The sequence below is a fragment of the Bradyrhizobium sp. SZCCT0153 genome (assembly GCF_018129995.1).
Taxonomy (GTDB): domain Bacteria; phylum Pseudomonadota; class Alphaproteobacteria; order Rhizobiales; family Xanthobacteraceae; genus Bradyrhizobium; species Bradyrhizobium japonicum_G.
Map to the genome: position 1 here is coordinate 296,029 of NZ_JAFCKS010000004.1, position 13,051 is coordinate 309,079.

Sequence of the window (13,051 nt, forward strand, 5' to 3'; positions counted from 1 at the left end):
GGTCGATGATTCCCGTCACCTCCTTCGCCGGCAAGACGGTCGCGGTGTTCGGCCTCGGCGGCTCGGGGCTCGCCTCGTGCCACGCGCTGAAAGCGGGCGGCGCCGAGGTGATCGCCGCCGACGACAATGCCGAGAACGTGGCCAAGGCGGCGCAAGCAGGCTTCATCACGGCCGATTTGCGCAACGTCTCCTGGGTGAATTTCGCCGCGCTGGTGCTCGCGCCCGGCGTGCCGCTGACCCATCCGGTGCCGCACTGGAGCGTCTTGAAGGCGCGCGAGGCGGGCGTCGAGGTGATCGGCGACATCGAGCTGTTCTGCCGCGAGCGGCGGCGGCATGCACCGGATGCGCCGTTCGTCGCGATCACCGGCACCAACGGCAAGTCGACCACGACGGCTTTGATCGCGCATCTCACGAAGGTCGCCGGCTACGACACTCAGATGGGCGGAAATATCGGCACCGCGATCCTGTCGCTGGAGCAGCCAGGCACGGGCCGCGTCCACGTCGTCGAGATGTCGTCCTACCAGATCGACCTCACGCCCTCGCTCGATCCCTCCGTCGGCATTTTGCTCAACGTCAGCGAGGACCACATCGACCGTCACGGCACCATCGCGCATTACGCCGCGGTGAAGGAGCGCCTCGTCGCCGGCGTGCAATCCGGCGGCACATCGATCATCGGCGTCGACGACGGCTATTGCCGCGACATCGCCGACCGGCTCGACCGCGCCGGCAAGGACGTGGTGCGCATCTCCGTCAAGAATCCGCTGGCCTCCGGCATCCATGTCGAACATGGCACCATCGTGCGCACCGCGGGCGGTGCGCGCAGCGAGGTCGCCAAGCTCGGTGGCATCGGTTCGCTGCGCGGCCTGCACAATGCGCAGAATGCTGCCTGTGCCGCTGCCGCCGCGCTCGCGATGGGCATCAGCCTCGATGTGCTGCAGAACGGTCTGCGCAGCTTTCCCGGCCTCGCGCACCGCATGGAGCAGGTCGGCCGCCGTGGCAACGTGCTGTTCGTCAACGATTCCAAGGGCACCAACGCCGACGCCACCGCGCATGCACTGTCGTCCTTTTCGGACATCTTCTGGATCGCCGGCGGCAAGCCGAAGGCGGGCGGTATCACCGGTCTGACAGGCTACTTCCCGCGCATCCGCAAGGCCTATCTGATCGGCGAGGCCGCGCAGGAGTTTTCCGGCACGCTCGGGATGCAAGTGGCGCACGAGATCAGCCAGACCCTCGACGTCGCCGTCGAGCACGCCGCGCGCGATGCGGAAGCATCGGGGCTTGCGGACGCGGTCGTGCTGCTGTCGCCCGCCTGCGCCTCCTTCGACCAGTATCGCAACTTCGAAATCCGCGGCACCAGGTTCCGCGAGCTGGTGCAGGCGCTGCCGGGTGTGAAGCCGGTGGTGTGAGAATGGTGCGGCGACGCTGGATCGGAATCGCCGTGGTTGCTCTTGCTGTTCCGGTCGGTTTCCTTTTTGTTGTATTTTTTGACAAAGTCATGAGCGGTTTCGGCGCGTGCCGCATCGTTCGTCAGAGTGCGTTTGCCTCCCCAAGCGGCAGCAAGTTGGTTGTCGTGGTCTGGAAGGAGTGCGGAGCGACGGTACCCGACAGCACGCAGGCCAGCATCGTGGCTCGCGGTCGGACGTTCTCACCTGAAAGCACGCCGACCTTCGTCAGCGTGCGCGGGCATCTGGACGTGGTCGTCGCTTGGAGTAGTGAGCGGGCGGTCAGGATCGGCTTCATTCCCGGGGCAGACGAAGTCTACAAGCGCGATCAGCACGCGGGGGACATCACGATCAACTACGAATAAGGCCACGGGTCGGTCTATCGCTAAAGATATCCGCTTCCTTAACCCCCCGGTAACCAACCTCGGCGACCAATGGACCGACCTCTGTCCGAAAGCGGCCGCCATGCTCTCCCGTGAAGAACGCACCCCCTTTTCCGAGTGGTGGTGGACCGTCGACAAGCCGCTGATGGGCGCCATTCTGGCGCTGATGCTTTGCGGCGTGATCCTGTCGTTGGCGGCGAGCCCGCCGGTTGCGACCCGCATCGGGCTCGAGCCCTTCCACTTCTTCAGCCGCCATGTGATGTTCCTCGTGCCCTCCTGCCTGGTGCTGCTCGGGGTCTCCTTCCTGTCGCCGCGCGCGATCCGTCGCTCGGCCCTGATCATCTTCGCGGCCAGCATCATCCTGATCGTGCTGACGCTGGCGATCGGGCCTGAGGTGAAGGGCTCGCGGCGCTGGATCACGCTGCTCGGCGTCAACATCCAGGCCTCCGAGATCGCCAAGCCGTCGTTCGTCGTCATCGCCGCCTGGCTGTTCGCCGAATCCACCAAGCGGCCGGAGATGCCGGCGACTTCGATGGCGCTGGTGCTGCTATTGATGCTGGTGACGCTGCTGGTGATGGAGCCGGATTTCGGCCAGACCATGCTGATCCTGATGGTGTGGGGCTCGCTGTTCTTCATCGCAGGCATGCGCATGATCTGGGTGTTCGGACTCGCCGGCCTAGGCGCCGCCGGCCTGTTCAGCGCCTATCTGTTCGTCCCGCACGTCGCAGGCCGCATCAAGCGTTTCATGAACCCGGCTTCCGGCGACACCTTCCAGGTCGATACCGCCATGGAAGCTTTCTACAACGGCGGATGGTTCGGGCTCGGGCCAGGTGAGGGCATCGCCAAACGCAGCCTGCCCGACAGCCACACCGACTTCGTGTTCGCGGTCGCCGCCGAAGAGTTCGGCATCATCCTGTGCCTTGCGATGCTGGCGCTGTACGCCTTCGTCGTCATCCGCACACTGTCGCGGGCCTATGCCAACGAGGACATGTTCTCGCGCTTTGCGGCATCCGGACTTGCGATCCTGTTCGGCGTGCAGGCCGCGATCAACATGTCGGTGAACCTCCAGCTCATCCCCGCCAAGGGCATGACACTGCCCTTCATCTCCTACGGCGGCTCCTCGATCGTGTCGCTGGCCTATGGCGTCGGCATGATGCTGGCCCTGACGCGGCTGCGCCCGCGCACCGAGGTCGAGGCAAGCGGCCGCGCCGAGGCGATGCGCAGCTACGCTTAAGCCGTCATTGCGAGGAGCGGAGCGACGAAGCATTCCAGAGTGTCTCCGCGGAGTGCCCCTGGATTGCTTCGCTACGCTCGCAATGACGGCGGAGGCCCTGTAAAAGGGCAATTATGGACAATTCCCCCCTGATTCTGCTCGCCGCGGGTGGCACCGGCGGCCATCTGTTTCCGGCCGAGGCGCTCGGCGTCGAGTTGATCCGGCGCGGCTTTCGCGTCCGCCTCGTCACCGACGAGCGCGCGCTGCGCTACAGCGGGCTGTTCACCAAGGACATGATCGACGTCGTCTCGAGCGAGACTGCGCGCGGCCGCAATCCGCTGCAGCTCGCTTACGCCGGCCTCACGCTCGCGGCCGGCACGCTCTCCGCCTACAGGCTGATCAAGCGATTGAAGCCGGTCGCCGTCGTCGGCTTCGGCGGCTATCCGACGCTGCCGCCGCTGGTCGCCGCGAAGTTCGCCGGTGTGCCAAGCATCATCCACGATGCCAATGCCGTGCTCGGGCGTGCCAACCGGTTCCTGTCGAGCCGCGTCAGCGCCATCGCGACCTCCTTGCCGGGCGTACTCGATCGCGATCCGGCGCTGGCAGGCAAGGCCACGACCGTCGGCACGCCGATGCGCCCGGCAATCCTCGCTGCGGCTGCCGTGCCATATGTCGCGCCGGAGGTGAACGGACCGCTGCGCCTGCTCGTCGTCGGCGGCAGCCAGGGCGCGCGCATCATGGCCGACATCGTGCCGGGTGCGATCGAGCGGCTCGAGCCTGCGCTGTGGAGCCGGCTGATCCTCACCCAGCAGGTACGCGACGAGGACATGGCGCGCGTGCGCGCGGTCTACGACGGGCTCAAGATCAATGCCGAGCTTGCGCCGTTCTTCACCGATTTGCCGGCGCGGCTCGCTTCCAACCATCTGGTGGTGTCGCGCTCCGGCGCCGGCACGGTCGCCGAACTCGCCGCCATCGGACGGCCCTCGATCCTGGTGCCGCTGCCGGGCGCGATCGATCAGGATCAGTTCGCCAATGCCGGGGTGCTGGCCAAGGTCTATGGCGCGATCCGCATTCCTCAGACCGAGTTTTCCTCCGACCGGCTTGCCGCCGAGATCTCCGCCTTCGCCGCCGAGCCCGCTCGCCTTGCCGCCATGGCGCAGGCCGCCCGCGGCGCCGGCCGGCTCGATGCGGCCGAGCGGCTGGCTGATCTGGTGGTCAAGGTCGCCGGAATCTGACGCGAAAAAGCCCTTGTCTTGGCCTTCCAAAGCGGGGCATCCAGTAGGAAAGGCGCGCGGCTGATTTGGCCGTGACCTTCGCCAGATGCCGCCCTTTCCGGCGGCAAGGTCAGGGAACAGAGCATGAGACTGCCGCGCGAGATCGGACCCATCCACTTCGTCGGGATCGGCGGGATCGGCATGAGCGGCATCGCCGAGGTGCTGGTCAATCTCGGCTACGCCGTGCAGGGCTCGGACGCCTCCGACAATTACAATCTCGACCGCTTGCGCAAGAAGGGCGCCAAGGTCTCGGTCGGCCACAAGGCCGAGAACGTCGACGGTGCCGAGGTCGTCGTCGTCTCCACCGCGATCAAGCGCGACAATCCGGAACTGATGGCGGCGCGCGAACGGCGCATTCCCGTGGTGCGCCGCGCCGAGATGCTGGCCGAGTTGATGCGGCTGAAGAGCTGCGTCGCGATCGCCGGCACCCACGGCAAGACCACGACGACCACGATGGTCGCAACGCTGCTCGACGCCGGGGGGCTCGATCCCACCGTGATCAATGGCGGCATCATCAATGCCTACGGCTCCAACGCCCGCCTCGGGGCCGGCGACTGGATGGTGGTCGAAGCCGACGAGAGCGACGGCACGTTCCTGAAGCTGCCGACCGATGTCGCGATCGTCACCAATGTCGACCCCGAGCATCTCGATCACTTCAAGACCTTCGAGGCCGTGCAGGACGCCTTCCGCCATTTCGTCGAGAACCTGCCGTTTTATGGCTTTGCCGTGATGTGCATCGATCATCCCGTCGTGCAAAGCCTGGTCGGCAAGATCGAGGATCGCCGCATCGTCACCTATGGCGAGAATCCGCAGGCCGATGTGCGGTTCGTCGATCTGACTCCGATGGGCGGCGGATCGAAGTTCAAGGTCGCATTCCGCGATCGCAAGACCGGCGCTGTGCACGAGATCGCCGATCTCATGCTGCCGATGCCGGGCCGCCACAATGCCTCCAACGCGACGGCGGCGATTGCGGTCGCGCGCGAGCTCGGCGTGTCGGACGACGCGATCCGCAAGGCGATCGCCGGCTTCGGCGGCGTCAAGCGTCGCTTCACCAGGACCGGCGAATGGAACGGCGTCACCGTGATCGACGATTACGGCCATCACCCCGTCGAGATCGCGGCAGTGCTGAAGGCGGCGCGGGAATCCACCAACGGCAAGATCGTCGCCGTGGTGCAGCCGCATCGCTATACCCGCCTGCAGTCGCTGTTCGAGGAATTCTGCACCTGCTTCAACGACGCGGATGCGGTGGTCGTCGCCGACGTCTATGCCGCGGGCGAGGCACCGATCGAGGGCATCGACCGCGACCATTTCGTCACGGGCCTGCGCGCCCACGGCCACCGCGAGGTGATCCCGCTGCCGGCGGCATCGGAGCTTGCGGGCATCGTCAAGGGGCTCGCAAAGTCGGGCGATCTCGTCGTGTGCCTGGGTGCCGGCAACATCACGCAATGGGCGTATGCGCTGCCCGGCGAATTGAAGGCGCTGGGGTAGGGCGACCGGATGTCGAGTCATCGTCGATCACCGCCCGTGTGGCCACCCCTCTCCCTAACCCTCCCCCGCAAGGGGGGAGGGAACCCATCCGTCGGTGCCTTCCTGATTCTCGCAAAGGATCAGAGCGTAGCCGTGACGCGAGGTGAGGTGAGCACGCCGGTCAGGCTCCCTCCCCCCTTGCGGGGGAGGGTTGGGGAGAGGGGTAAGCTCCGGCCGCTGGCGGACAACGTCACGCGGCGCAATCTCGATCCAGCTCGCATGTCGGTCAGCGCGCGATGACCTTCCCGGACATCACGCCCGCTCTCAAAGCCGCGATGCCGGAGCTGCGGGGCCGGCTGCTCGCCAACCAGTCGCTTGCCGAACTCACCTGGTTTCGCGTCGGCGGTCCGGCGCAGGTGCTGTTCACGCCGGCGGATGAGGACGATCTCGCCTATTTCCTCGCGCATCTTGCGTCCGACATTCCCGTCTATGTCGTCGGCGTCGGCTCCAACCTGATCGTGCGCGACGGCGGCATTGCGGGCGTGGTGATCCGGCTTGCGCCGCGCGCCTTTGGGGAGGCGAGTGCAAGCGCCGATGTCGTCACCGCAGGCGCTGCCGCGCTCGACAAGCGGGTGGCGGAAGTGGCGGCTGGCGCCAATATCGGCGGCCTCGAATTCTATTTCGGCATTCCCGGCACCATCGGCGGCGCGCTGCGCATGAATGCAGGCGCCAATGGCGGCGAGACCAGGGACGTGCTGATCGAGGCACGAGGCGTCGGGCGCGACGGCACGAAGCACACCTTCTCCAATGCGGACATGAAATTCGTCTACCGCAACAGTGGCGTCGATCCCTCGATCATCTTCACGTCCGCGCGCTTTCGCGGCGAGATCAGGGATACCGAGGCGATCCGCGCGCGGATGGCGGAGGTGCAGACCCATCGCGAGACCGCGCAGCCGATCCGCGAAAAGACCGGCGGTTCGACCTTCAAGAACCCGCCCGGCCATTCCGCCTGGAAGCTGGTCGATGCCGCCGGCTGCCGCGGCCTGCGCGTCGGGGGCGCACAGGTCTCGGAGATGCACTGCAATTTCCTGATCAACACGGGCGATGCCACCGCGCACGACATCGAGACGCTGGGCGAGACCGTGCGTGAACGGGTGAAGGCAAATTCCGGAATTGAGCTGCACTGGGAAATCAAGCGGATCGGAGTTTCCGCGTAAGTGTCATTCCGGGGCGCGACCCAGTCGCGAGCCCGGAATCCATAACCCCGGCTCGTGGTTATGGATTCCGGGCCTGCGCCTAATGGCGCATCCCGGAATGACGACGACTGGCTAGGATAGGTAACAAAGACATGCGCATCACCATCCTCTTTGGCGGCTCCAACAGAGAGCGTCTGGTTTCGGTCGCCTCGGCCCAGGCACTGCACCAGGCGCTGCCCGAGGCGGACCTCTGGTGGTGGGACGTCGAAGACAAGGTGCACACCGTCCAGTCCAGGCAACTGCTCGAACATGCCCGTCCGTTCGAGGACGAGTTCAAGCCGGGCACATCAGGCATTCCGCTGGAGCAGGCGCTCGACCAGGCGAAGACGGAAGACCGCGTGCTGGTGCTCGGCCTGCATGGCGGGCGTGCCGAGAACGGCGAATTGCAGCTGATGTGCGAGACACGCGGCGTGCCTTTCACCGGCTCGGGCTCGGCCTCCTCGCATCTTGCCTTCGACAAGATCGCGGCCAAGCGGTTCGCGGCACTCGGCGGCGTGACGCCGCCGGCAAACCTTGCGCTGGACGAGATCGATCAGGCTTTCGCCGAATACGGCCGGCTGATCGCAAAGCCGGCCAAGGATGGTTCGAGCTATGGCCTGATCTTCGTCAACGCCAAGCAGGACCTCGTCGCCGTCCGCAATGCTGCGAGCCACGAAGAGTACGTGATCGAGCCCTATATCGCCGGCGTCGAGGCAACCTGCGGCGTACTGGAGCGGCCCGACGGCTCGATCATCTCGCTGCCGCCGATCGAGATCATTCCGGGCGAAGGCAATTTCGACTACGCCGCGAAATATCTCCTGAGCACCACGCAGGAGATCTGCCCGGGCCGTTTCACCGCAGAGGTCACCGCCGCGCTCAAGAACCAAGCGATGCTGGCGCATCGGGCGATGTCCTGCACCGGCTATTCCCGTTCGGACTTCATCGTCTCGGACAAGGGCCTGGTCTATCTCGAGACCAACACGCTGCCCGGGCTGACCAAGTCCTCGCTCTACCCAAAGGCGCTGAAGGCCGAGGGCATCGCGTTCGTCGACTTCCTGCGCGGCCTGGTCGAGCTCGCCGGGCGGGGTGTGCGGAAATAGTTAGGACTGGTTAACGGCCAAATCGGCGAAATGGCCGGTTTTGGAACCCAAAACCGGTAAAATGCCGGACATAGCGGCATAAATACCTCACAGGCCTAGGCAAAAAGCGCGCGCCGTTAACGAACTTTACCTTTTGTTTACCAGGACGTCCGAAGGTTAACGCTGGCGGCGCATATGACGCGTTGGCTGCCGGCGTGTGGGCTGTTGCGGGTGTTTCACCTCCAGCGAACGCTTTGAAGGGGAGAGGTTTTCTTCTGCTGAAGACCAGCACCCGGCCCGGCAAGTCCGAGACGTCATGTTCGCCAGGACCCGCGCGATGTCGCGGGCAAACTGTTGACGAGCTCGTGCAATGGATCGTGCAGGAAGCCTCACCCGGTCGCTTTTCAGATCGCTGAGGCCCCAAGCTGACCTGAAGGCGGCCGCTATCGGAGCGGTCGTGCTTCTGCGCGAGTGGGTGCAGGAGAAGCGCGACGACAAGCGCGCTGCCGCCAAGGACAGGATCAAGACCAAAGCGAAGGCCAAGGCCGTCGTCGAGCGCGAGCCGCCGCCGCGCCTGATCGCGCTGGTCGAGCGCTATCTGCCGCGCCGGGTCGGGATCAGCATGACCGTGCTGCTGCTGATCGGAAGCTGCGGCTTCGGTATCGTCAAGGGCGGCCATCTCCAGGATTTCATCACGGCGGTCAACGACACCCGCAACGCGCTGGCCAATTCCGCCGGCTTCCGCATCACCTCCGTCGCGATCAACGGCCGCAAGCAGCTCAGCCAGGACGAGATCCTCGCGATCGGCGGCGTCAGCGGCCGATCCTCGCTGCTGTTCCTCGATGCCGACGCCGTGCGCGACAAGCTCAAGGCCAATCCCTGGATCGCGGACGCGACCGTGCTGAAGCTCTATCCGGGCCGGCTCATGATCGACATCACCGAGCGCCAGGCATTCGCGCTGTGGCAGGAGGCCGGCCGGCTTTCCGTCATCGCTGATGACGGCGCTGTGCTCGAACCCTATGTCTCGCGCCGTTTCCTGTCGCTGCCGCTCGTGGTCGGCAAGGGTGCCGACACGCAGGCCCGCGACTTCCTCGCCCTGCTGGCGCGCTACCCGCAGGTCAATTCGATCACGAAGGCCGCGATCTTCGTCGGTGAGCGGCGCTGGAATTTGAGGCTCAAGGACGGCCTCGACATCCGCCTGCCCGAGCAGGACGTCGGCAACGCGCTGGCGATGCTGTCCAGGCTCGACAAGGAGGACAAGCTGTTCTCCCGCGACATCGTCGCCGTCGACATGCGCCTGCCCGATCGGCTGGTGGTGCAGCTGTCCGACGACGCCGCCAAGGCGCGCGAAGACCTGTTCAAGGACAAGAAGAAAAAGAAGGCCGGGGACGCCGCATGACCGGTCTTGATCGCACCCAGACGCCGAAGACGCGCCCGATGCCGCACAAGCGCGGCGGCCTCGTCGCTTGCCTCGACATCGGCACCAGCAAGATCGCCTGCATGATCGCACGGCTGAAGCCGTCGGCGCCGAGCGACGCGCTGCGCGGCCGCACCCACGCGGTTGAACTGATCGGCTACAGCCAGATCCAGTCGCGCGGCATGAAGGCCGGCGCGGTGGTCGATCTTGGCGAATGCGAGCAGGCGGTGCGACAGGCCGTCGGGCTTGCGGAGAAAATGGCCAAGGTGCGGGTCGAATCCGTGCTGCTGTCGGTCTCCGGCGGCCGGCTCTCCGGTCAGCTCGTTGAAGCTGCGGCCGACATCCGCGGCGGCGCCGTGACGCCGGCCGATGTCAGCCGCGTCACCTCCACCGGTATGCGCCACGCCACCGGCGAGGGCCGCACCGTGCTGCACGCGCTGCCGGTCGGCTACACGCTCGACGGCGTCAAGGGCATCCGCGATCCCCGCGGCATGGTCGCGCACCAGTTCGGCGTCGACATGAACGTCGTCACCTGCGACGCCACCGTGGCGCGAAACCTGATGCTGGCGGTGGAACGCTGCCACATCAATGTCGAAGCCATGGCGGCGAGCCCCTACGTGGCCGGTCTGTCGGTGCTGACCGATGACGAGGCCGATCTCGGTGCCGCCGTCGTCGAGATGGGCGCGGGCACGACCACGATCGCGGTCTATTCCGGCGGCCGGTTCGTGCATGCGGCGGGTTTTGCGGTCGGCGGGCAACACATCACGATGGATCTCGCGCGGGGACTCTCCGCGACCATTGCCGATGCCGAGCGAATCAAGACGTTATACGGCACCGTCATCACCGGCGGATCGGACTCGCGTGAGCTGATGTCTGTGCCGACAGCCGGTGACGAGCAGGATCTGCCGCAGATCGTCTCCCGCGCCACCATCGCCAACATCGTCAAGCACCGTGCCGAGGAAGTCTTCGAAATGGTTCGGGACAAGCTGAAGGATTCGCCCTTCGCCTCAGAGCCGAACGGCCGCGTCGTGCTCTCGGGCGGCGCCTCGCAGCTCACCGGCCTCGTCGAGCTCGGAACGCAAATTCTCGGCCGGCCCGTGCGGGTCGGGCGTCCGCTCGGTTTCGGCCGGCTGCCCAACGAGGCGAAGAACGCCGCGTTCGCGGTGCCGGCCGGGCTCCTCGTCTACCCGCAATATGTTCACCACGAGCATGTCGAACCGCGGCATACGCGGCAGCAGGTCAAGACAGGGACGGGCGGTTATTTTGGAAAGGTCGGACGATGGCTACGCGAGGGCTTCTGATGAACCGGTTCCGCAATCTTCGAATTTCACCAACTCCCGCGGCCGCCGGCCGGGGCGAACCCACGCGCGCGTGATCGAGAGGCAAACATGACCATCAGCATCAATGTTCCTGATATTCACGAGTTGAAGCCCCGGATCACCGTGTTCGGCGTCGGCGGCGCCGGTGGCAACGCCGTCAACAACATGATCACGGCGGGCCTCCAGGGCGTCGACTTCGTGGTCGCCAACACCGATGCGCAGGCGCTGACGATGTCGAAGGCGCAGCGCATCGTGCAGATGGGCACGGCGGTCACGCAAGGCCTCGGTGCAGGCTCGCAGCCGAACGTCGGTGCTGCGGCGGCCGAAGAGGTGATCGACGAACTGCGCGACCATCTCTCGGGCGCCAACATGGTGTTCGTCACCGCCGGCATGGGCGGCGGCACCGGCACCGGTGCAGCGCCCGTGATCGCCAAGACCGCGCGCGACATGGGCATCCTCACCGTCGGCGTCGTCACCAAGCCCTTCCACTTCGAGGGCGGTCGCCGCATGCGCACCGCTGAAGCCGGCATCAACGAGCTTCACAAGGTGGTGGACACGCTCCTGATCATCCCGAACCAGAACCTGTTCCGGGTTGCCAACGAGAAGACCACCTTTGCCGATGCCTTCGCGATGGCCGACCAGGTGCTCTATTCGGGCGTTGCCTGCATCACCGACCTGATGGTCAAGGAAGGCCTGATCAACCTCGACTTCGCCGACGTCCGCGCCGTGATGCGTGAGATGGGCAAGGCGATGATGGGCACGGGCGAAGCCTCCGGCGACAAGCGCGCGCTGACCGCCGCGGAAGCCGCGATCGCCAATCCGCTGATCGACGACAGCTCGATGAAGGGCGCCAAGGGCCTTCTCATCTCCATCACCGGCGGCAAGGATCTCACTTTGTTCGAGGTCGACGAAGCCGCGACCCGCATCCGCGAGGAAGTCGACCAGGACGCCAACATCATCGTCGGCGCGACCTTCGACGAAGCGCTCGACGGCCTGATCCGCGTCTCGGTCGTCGCCACCGGCATCGAGCAGGCGACGATCGCCCGCAACACCCAGGCCACCAGCGCTCCGGTCGCGAACGCGGCGCCGCAGGCGCAGCAGGCTCCCGCTGCTCCGGCCGCGGTTGCCGAGAGCCGCCTCGCCGACCTGACCGCGCGCCTCCGCGCCGACAATCAGCGCATGGCCGAGCGTGCCCAGAAGCTGGAAGCGCAGGTCCCGGCCGCCGCGCCGGCTCCGGCCGCCGCCGCCCCGCGTTCGAACGTCGAGCGCGCCGCGCTCGCCGCCATCGCCGCCGCCGTTTCGGACGTCCCGCAGGCTCCGGCGCCGATGCAGACCTACGGCGACGTCACCGTGCGTCCGATCGCGCAGAAGCCGACCCTGTTCCCGGAGCCCGAGCAGGCGCCGCTCGCCATGCAGGAGCCGATGACGCCGGAAACCTTCATCCCGCCGCAGGCCGAGCGTGCGCCGGTCCGCGCACCGCGGATGCCGCGTATCGAGGAGCTGCCGATGCCGGCCCAGGCCGAGCTTCGCCAGGCCCGCGGCGAGATGGAAGAAGAGACCCCGCAGAAGACCCGCCTGTCGCTGCTCCAGCGGCTCGCCAATGTCGGCCTCGGCCGTCGCGACGAGGAAAGCGAAGCGCCGATCGCGGCCCGTACCGCTGGTCCCGCGATGCCCCCGCTGCCCGATCGCCGCCCCCAGAAGACCGTGGCGCAGCAGATCGCGGCCAGCGAGCCGGTGTCTGAGTATGCCCGCCGTCCCGCGCCCCAGGGCCTGGACATGCATGGCCGACCCGCGCCTGTTGCACCCGCGCCACAGGGAGACGACCATCTTGATATCCCGGCCTTCCTGCGGCGGCAGGCGACCTGAGGATTGTTACAATAAGGCAGACGCAAAAAGGTCCCGGCGGGAAGCTTGCCGGGACCTTTCCTTTTGTCCCGTGCATATCCGGATTGCGAAGGCAAGCAACTGATTTTAAATAATTAATTACGCATTCGATGGTTCAGTAAAACTGCCGATAACGGTCCAAAACTCCGGCCCAATTTGGTTAAGCCTTGGCGCGAATGCGGCAGGTTTGGGGTAACAATCGGTAAAAAAGCGTGAGTTGGCGCTGTTTGAGGCAGTGACTATGGTTTGCCGTGACTTGGGGATACGGATTCGGAGCGAGCGGCCTTGGCCGGTCGATCGGGTTCAGTATAAGTCGCAGTGGTCGTAGTGGGGCGGTT

General features: G+C 66.0%; 10 protein-coding genes. All 10 read left to right on the forward strand.

Annotated elements, in window-relative coordinates:
- Positions 1–5: 5 nt before the first annotated feature.
- Positions 6–1,406: a UDP-N-acetylmuramoyl-L-alanine--D-glutamate ligase gene (gene murD, locus JQ572_RS19840; RefSeq protein WP_211384501.1), complete on the forward strand. Its 1,401-nt coding sequence runs from the start codon at positions 6–8 to the stop codon at positions 1,404–1,406.
- A gap of 2 nt (positions 1,407–1,408) precedes the next feature.
- Positions 1,409–1,807: a hypothetical protein gene (locus JQ572_RS19845; RefSeq protein WP_211384502.1), complete on the forward strand. Its 399-nt coding sequence runs from the start codon at positions 1,409–1,411 to the stop codon at positions 1,805–1,807.
- A gap of 100 nt (positions 1,808–1,907) precedes the next feature.
- On the forward strand, positions 1,908–3,059 hold the full coding sequence (gene ftsW, locus JQ572_RS19850) for a putative lipid II flippase FtsW (protein ID WP_211384503.1): 1,152 nt from the start codon (positions 1,908–1,910) through the stop codon (positions 3,057–3,059).
- Between the two features lie 113 nt (positions 3,060–3,172).
- Positions 3,173–4,273, forward strand: a complete 1,101-nt coding sequence (murG, locus tag JQ572_RS19855; RefSeq protein ID WP_249129127.1) for an undecaprenyldiphospho-muramoylpentapeptide beta-N-acetylglucosaminyltransferase — start codon at positions 3,173–3,175, stop codon at positions 4,271–4,273.
- 123 nt (positions 4,274–4,396) lie between these two features.
- The gene (gene murC, locus JQ572_RS19860) at positions 4,397–5,800 is read left to right on the forward strand and encodes a UDP-N-acetylmuramate--L-alanine ligase (protein ID WP_211384504.1); all 1,404 of its coding nucleotides are present in this window, start codon (positions 4,397–4,399) and stop codon (positions 5,798–5,800) included.
- Between the two features lie 275 nt (positions 5,801–6,075).
- A complete protein-coding gene (murB, locus tag JQ572_RS19865) occupies positions 6,076–6,996 on the forward strand; it encodes a UDP-N-acetylmuramate dehydrogenase (RefSeq protein WP_211384505.1) in 921 nt (306 codons plus the stop codon).
- Between the two features lie 131 nt (positions 6,997–7,127).
- Positions 7,128–8,114 (forward strand): D-alanine--D-alanine ligase family protein, encoded by a 987-nt coding sequence (locus tag JQ572_RS19870; RefSeq protein ID WP_211384506.1) that lies wholly within the window; start codon positions 7,128–7,130, stop codon positions 8,112–8,114.
- 349 nt (positions 8,115–8,463) lie between these two features.
- Positions 8,464–9,492, forward strand: a complete 1,029-nt coding sequence (locus JQ572_RS19875) for a cell division protein FtsQ/DivIB (RefSeq protein ID WP_211384507.1) — start codon at positions 8,464–8,466, stop codon at positions 9,490–9,492.
- On the forward strand, positions 9,489–10,811 hold the full coding sequence (gene ftsA, locus JQ572_RS19880; protein WP_211384508.1) for a cell division protein FtsA: 1,323 nt from the start codon (positions 9,489–9,491) through the stop codon (positions 10,809–10,811). The genes JQ572_RS19875 and ftsA overlap by 4 nt, the downstream gene beginning before the upstream one ends.
- Positions 10,812–10,898: 87 nt before the next feature.
- A complete protein-coding gene (ftsZ, locus tag JQ572_RS19885) occupies positions 10,899–12,695 on the forward strand; it encodes a cell division protein FtsZ (RefSeq protein WP_211384509.1) in 1,797 nt (598 codons plus the stop codon).
- The last annotated feature ends 356 nt before the right edge of the window (positions 12,696–13,051 follow it).

What these genes read in the sequence shown, in the direction of transcription:
- murD (WP_211384501.1), top strand. Translation starts at nt 6, where the DNA reads ATGATTCCCGTCACCTCCTTCGCCGGCAAGACGGTCGCGGTGTTCGGC.
- JQ572_RS19845 (WP_211384502.1), top strand. Translation starts at nt 1,409, where the DNA reads ATGGTGCGGCGACGCTGGATCGGAATCGCCGTGGTTGCTCTTGCTGTT.
- ftsW (WP_211384503.1), top strand. Translation starts at nt 1,908, where the DNA reads ATGCTCTCCCGTGAAGAACGCACCCCCTTTTCCGAGTGGTGGTGGACC.
- murG (WP_249129127.1), top strand. Translation starts at nt 3,173, where the DNA reads ATGGACAATTCCCCCCTGATTCTGCTCGCCGCGGGTGGCACCGGCGGC.
- murC (WP_211384504.1), top strand. Translation starts at nt 4,397, where the DNA reads ATGAGACTGCCGCGCGAGATCGGACCCATCCACTTCGTCGGGATCGGC.
- murB (WP_211384505.1), top strand. Translation starts at nt 6,076, where the DNA reads ATGACCTTCCCGGACATCACGCCCGCTCTCAAAGCCGCGATGCCGGAG.
- JQ572_RS19870 (WP_211384506.1), top strand. Translation starts at nt 7,128, where the DNA reads ATGCGCATCACCATCCTCTTTGGCGGCTCCAACAGAGAGCGTCTGGTT.
- JQ572_RS19875 (WP_211384507.1), top strand. Translation starts at nt 8,464, where the DNA reads ATGGATCGTGCAGGAAGCCTCACCCGGTCGCTTTTCAGATCGCTGAGG.
- ftsA (WP_211384508.1), top strand. Translation starts at nt 9,489, where the DNA reads ATGACCGGTCTTGATCGCACCCAGACGCCGAAGACGCGCCCGATGCCG.
- ftsZ (WP_211384509.1), top strand. Translation starts at nt 10,899, where the DNA reads ATGACCATCAGCATCAATGTTCCTGATATTCACGAGTTGAAGCCCCGG.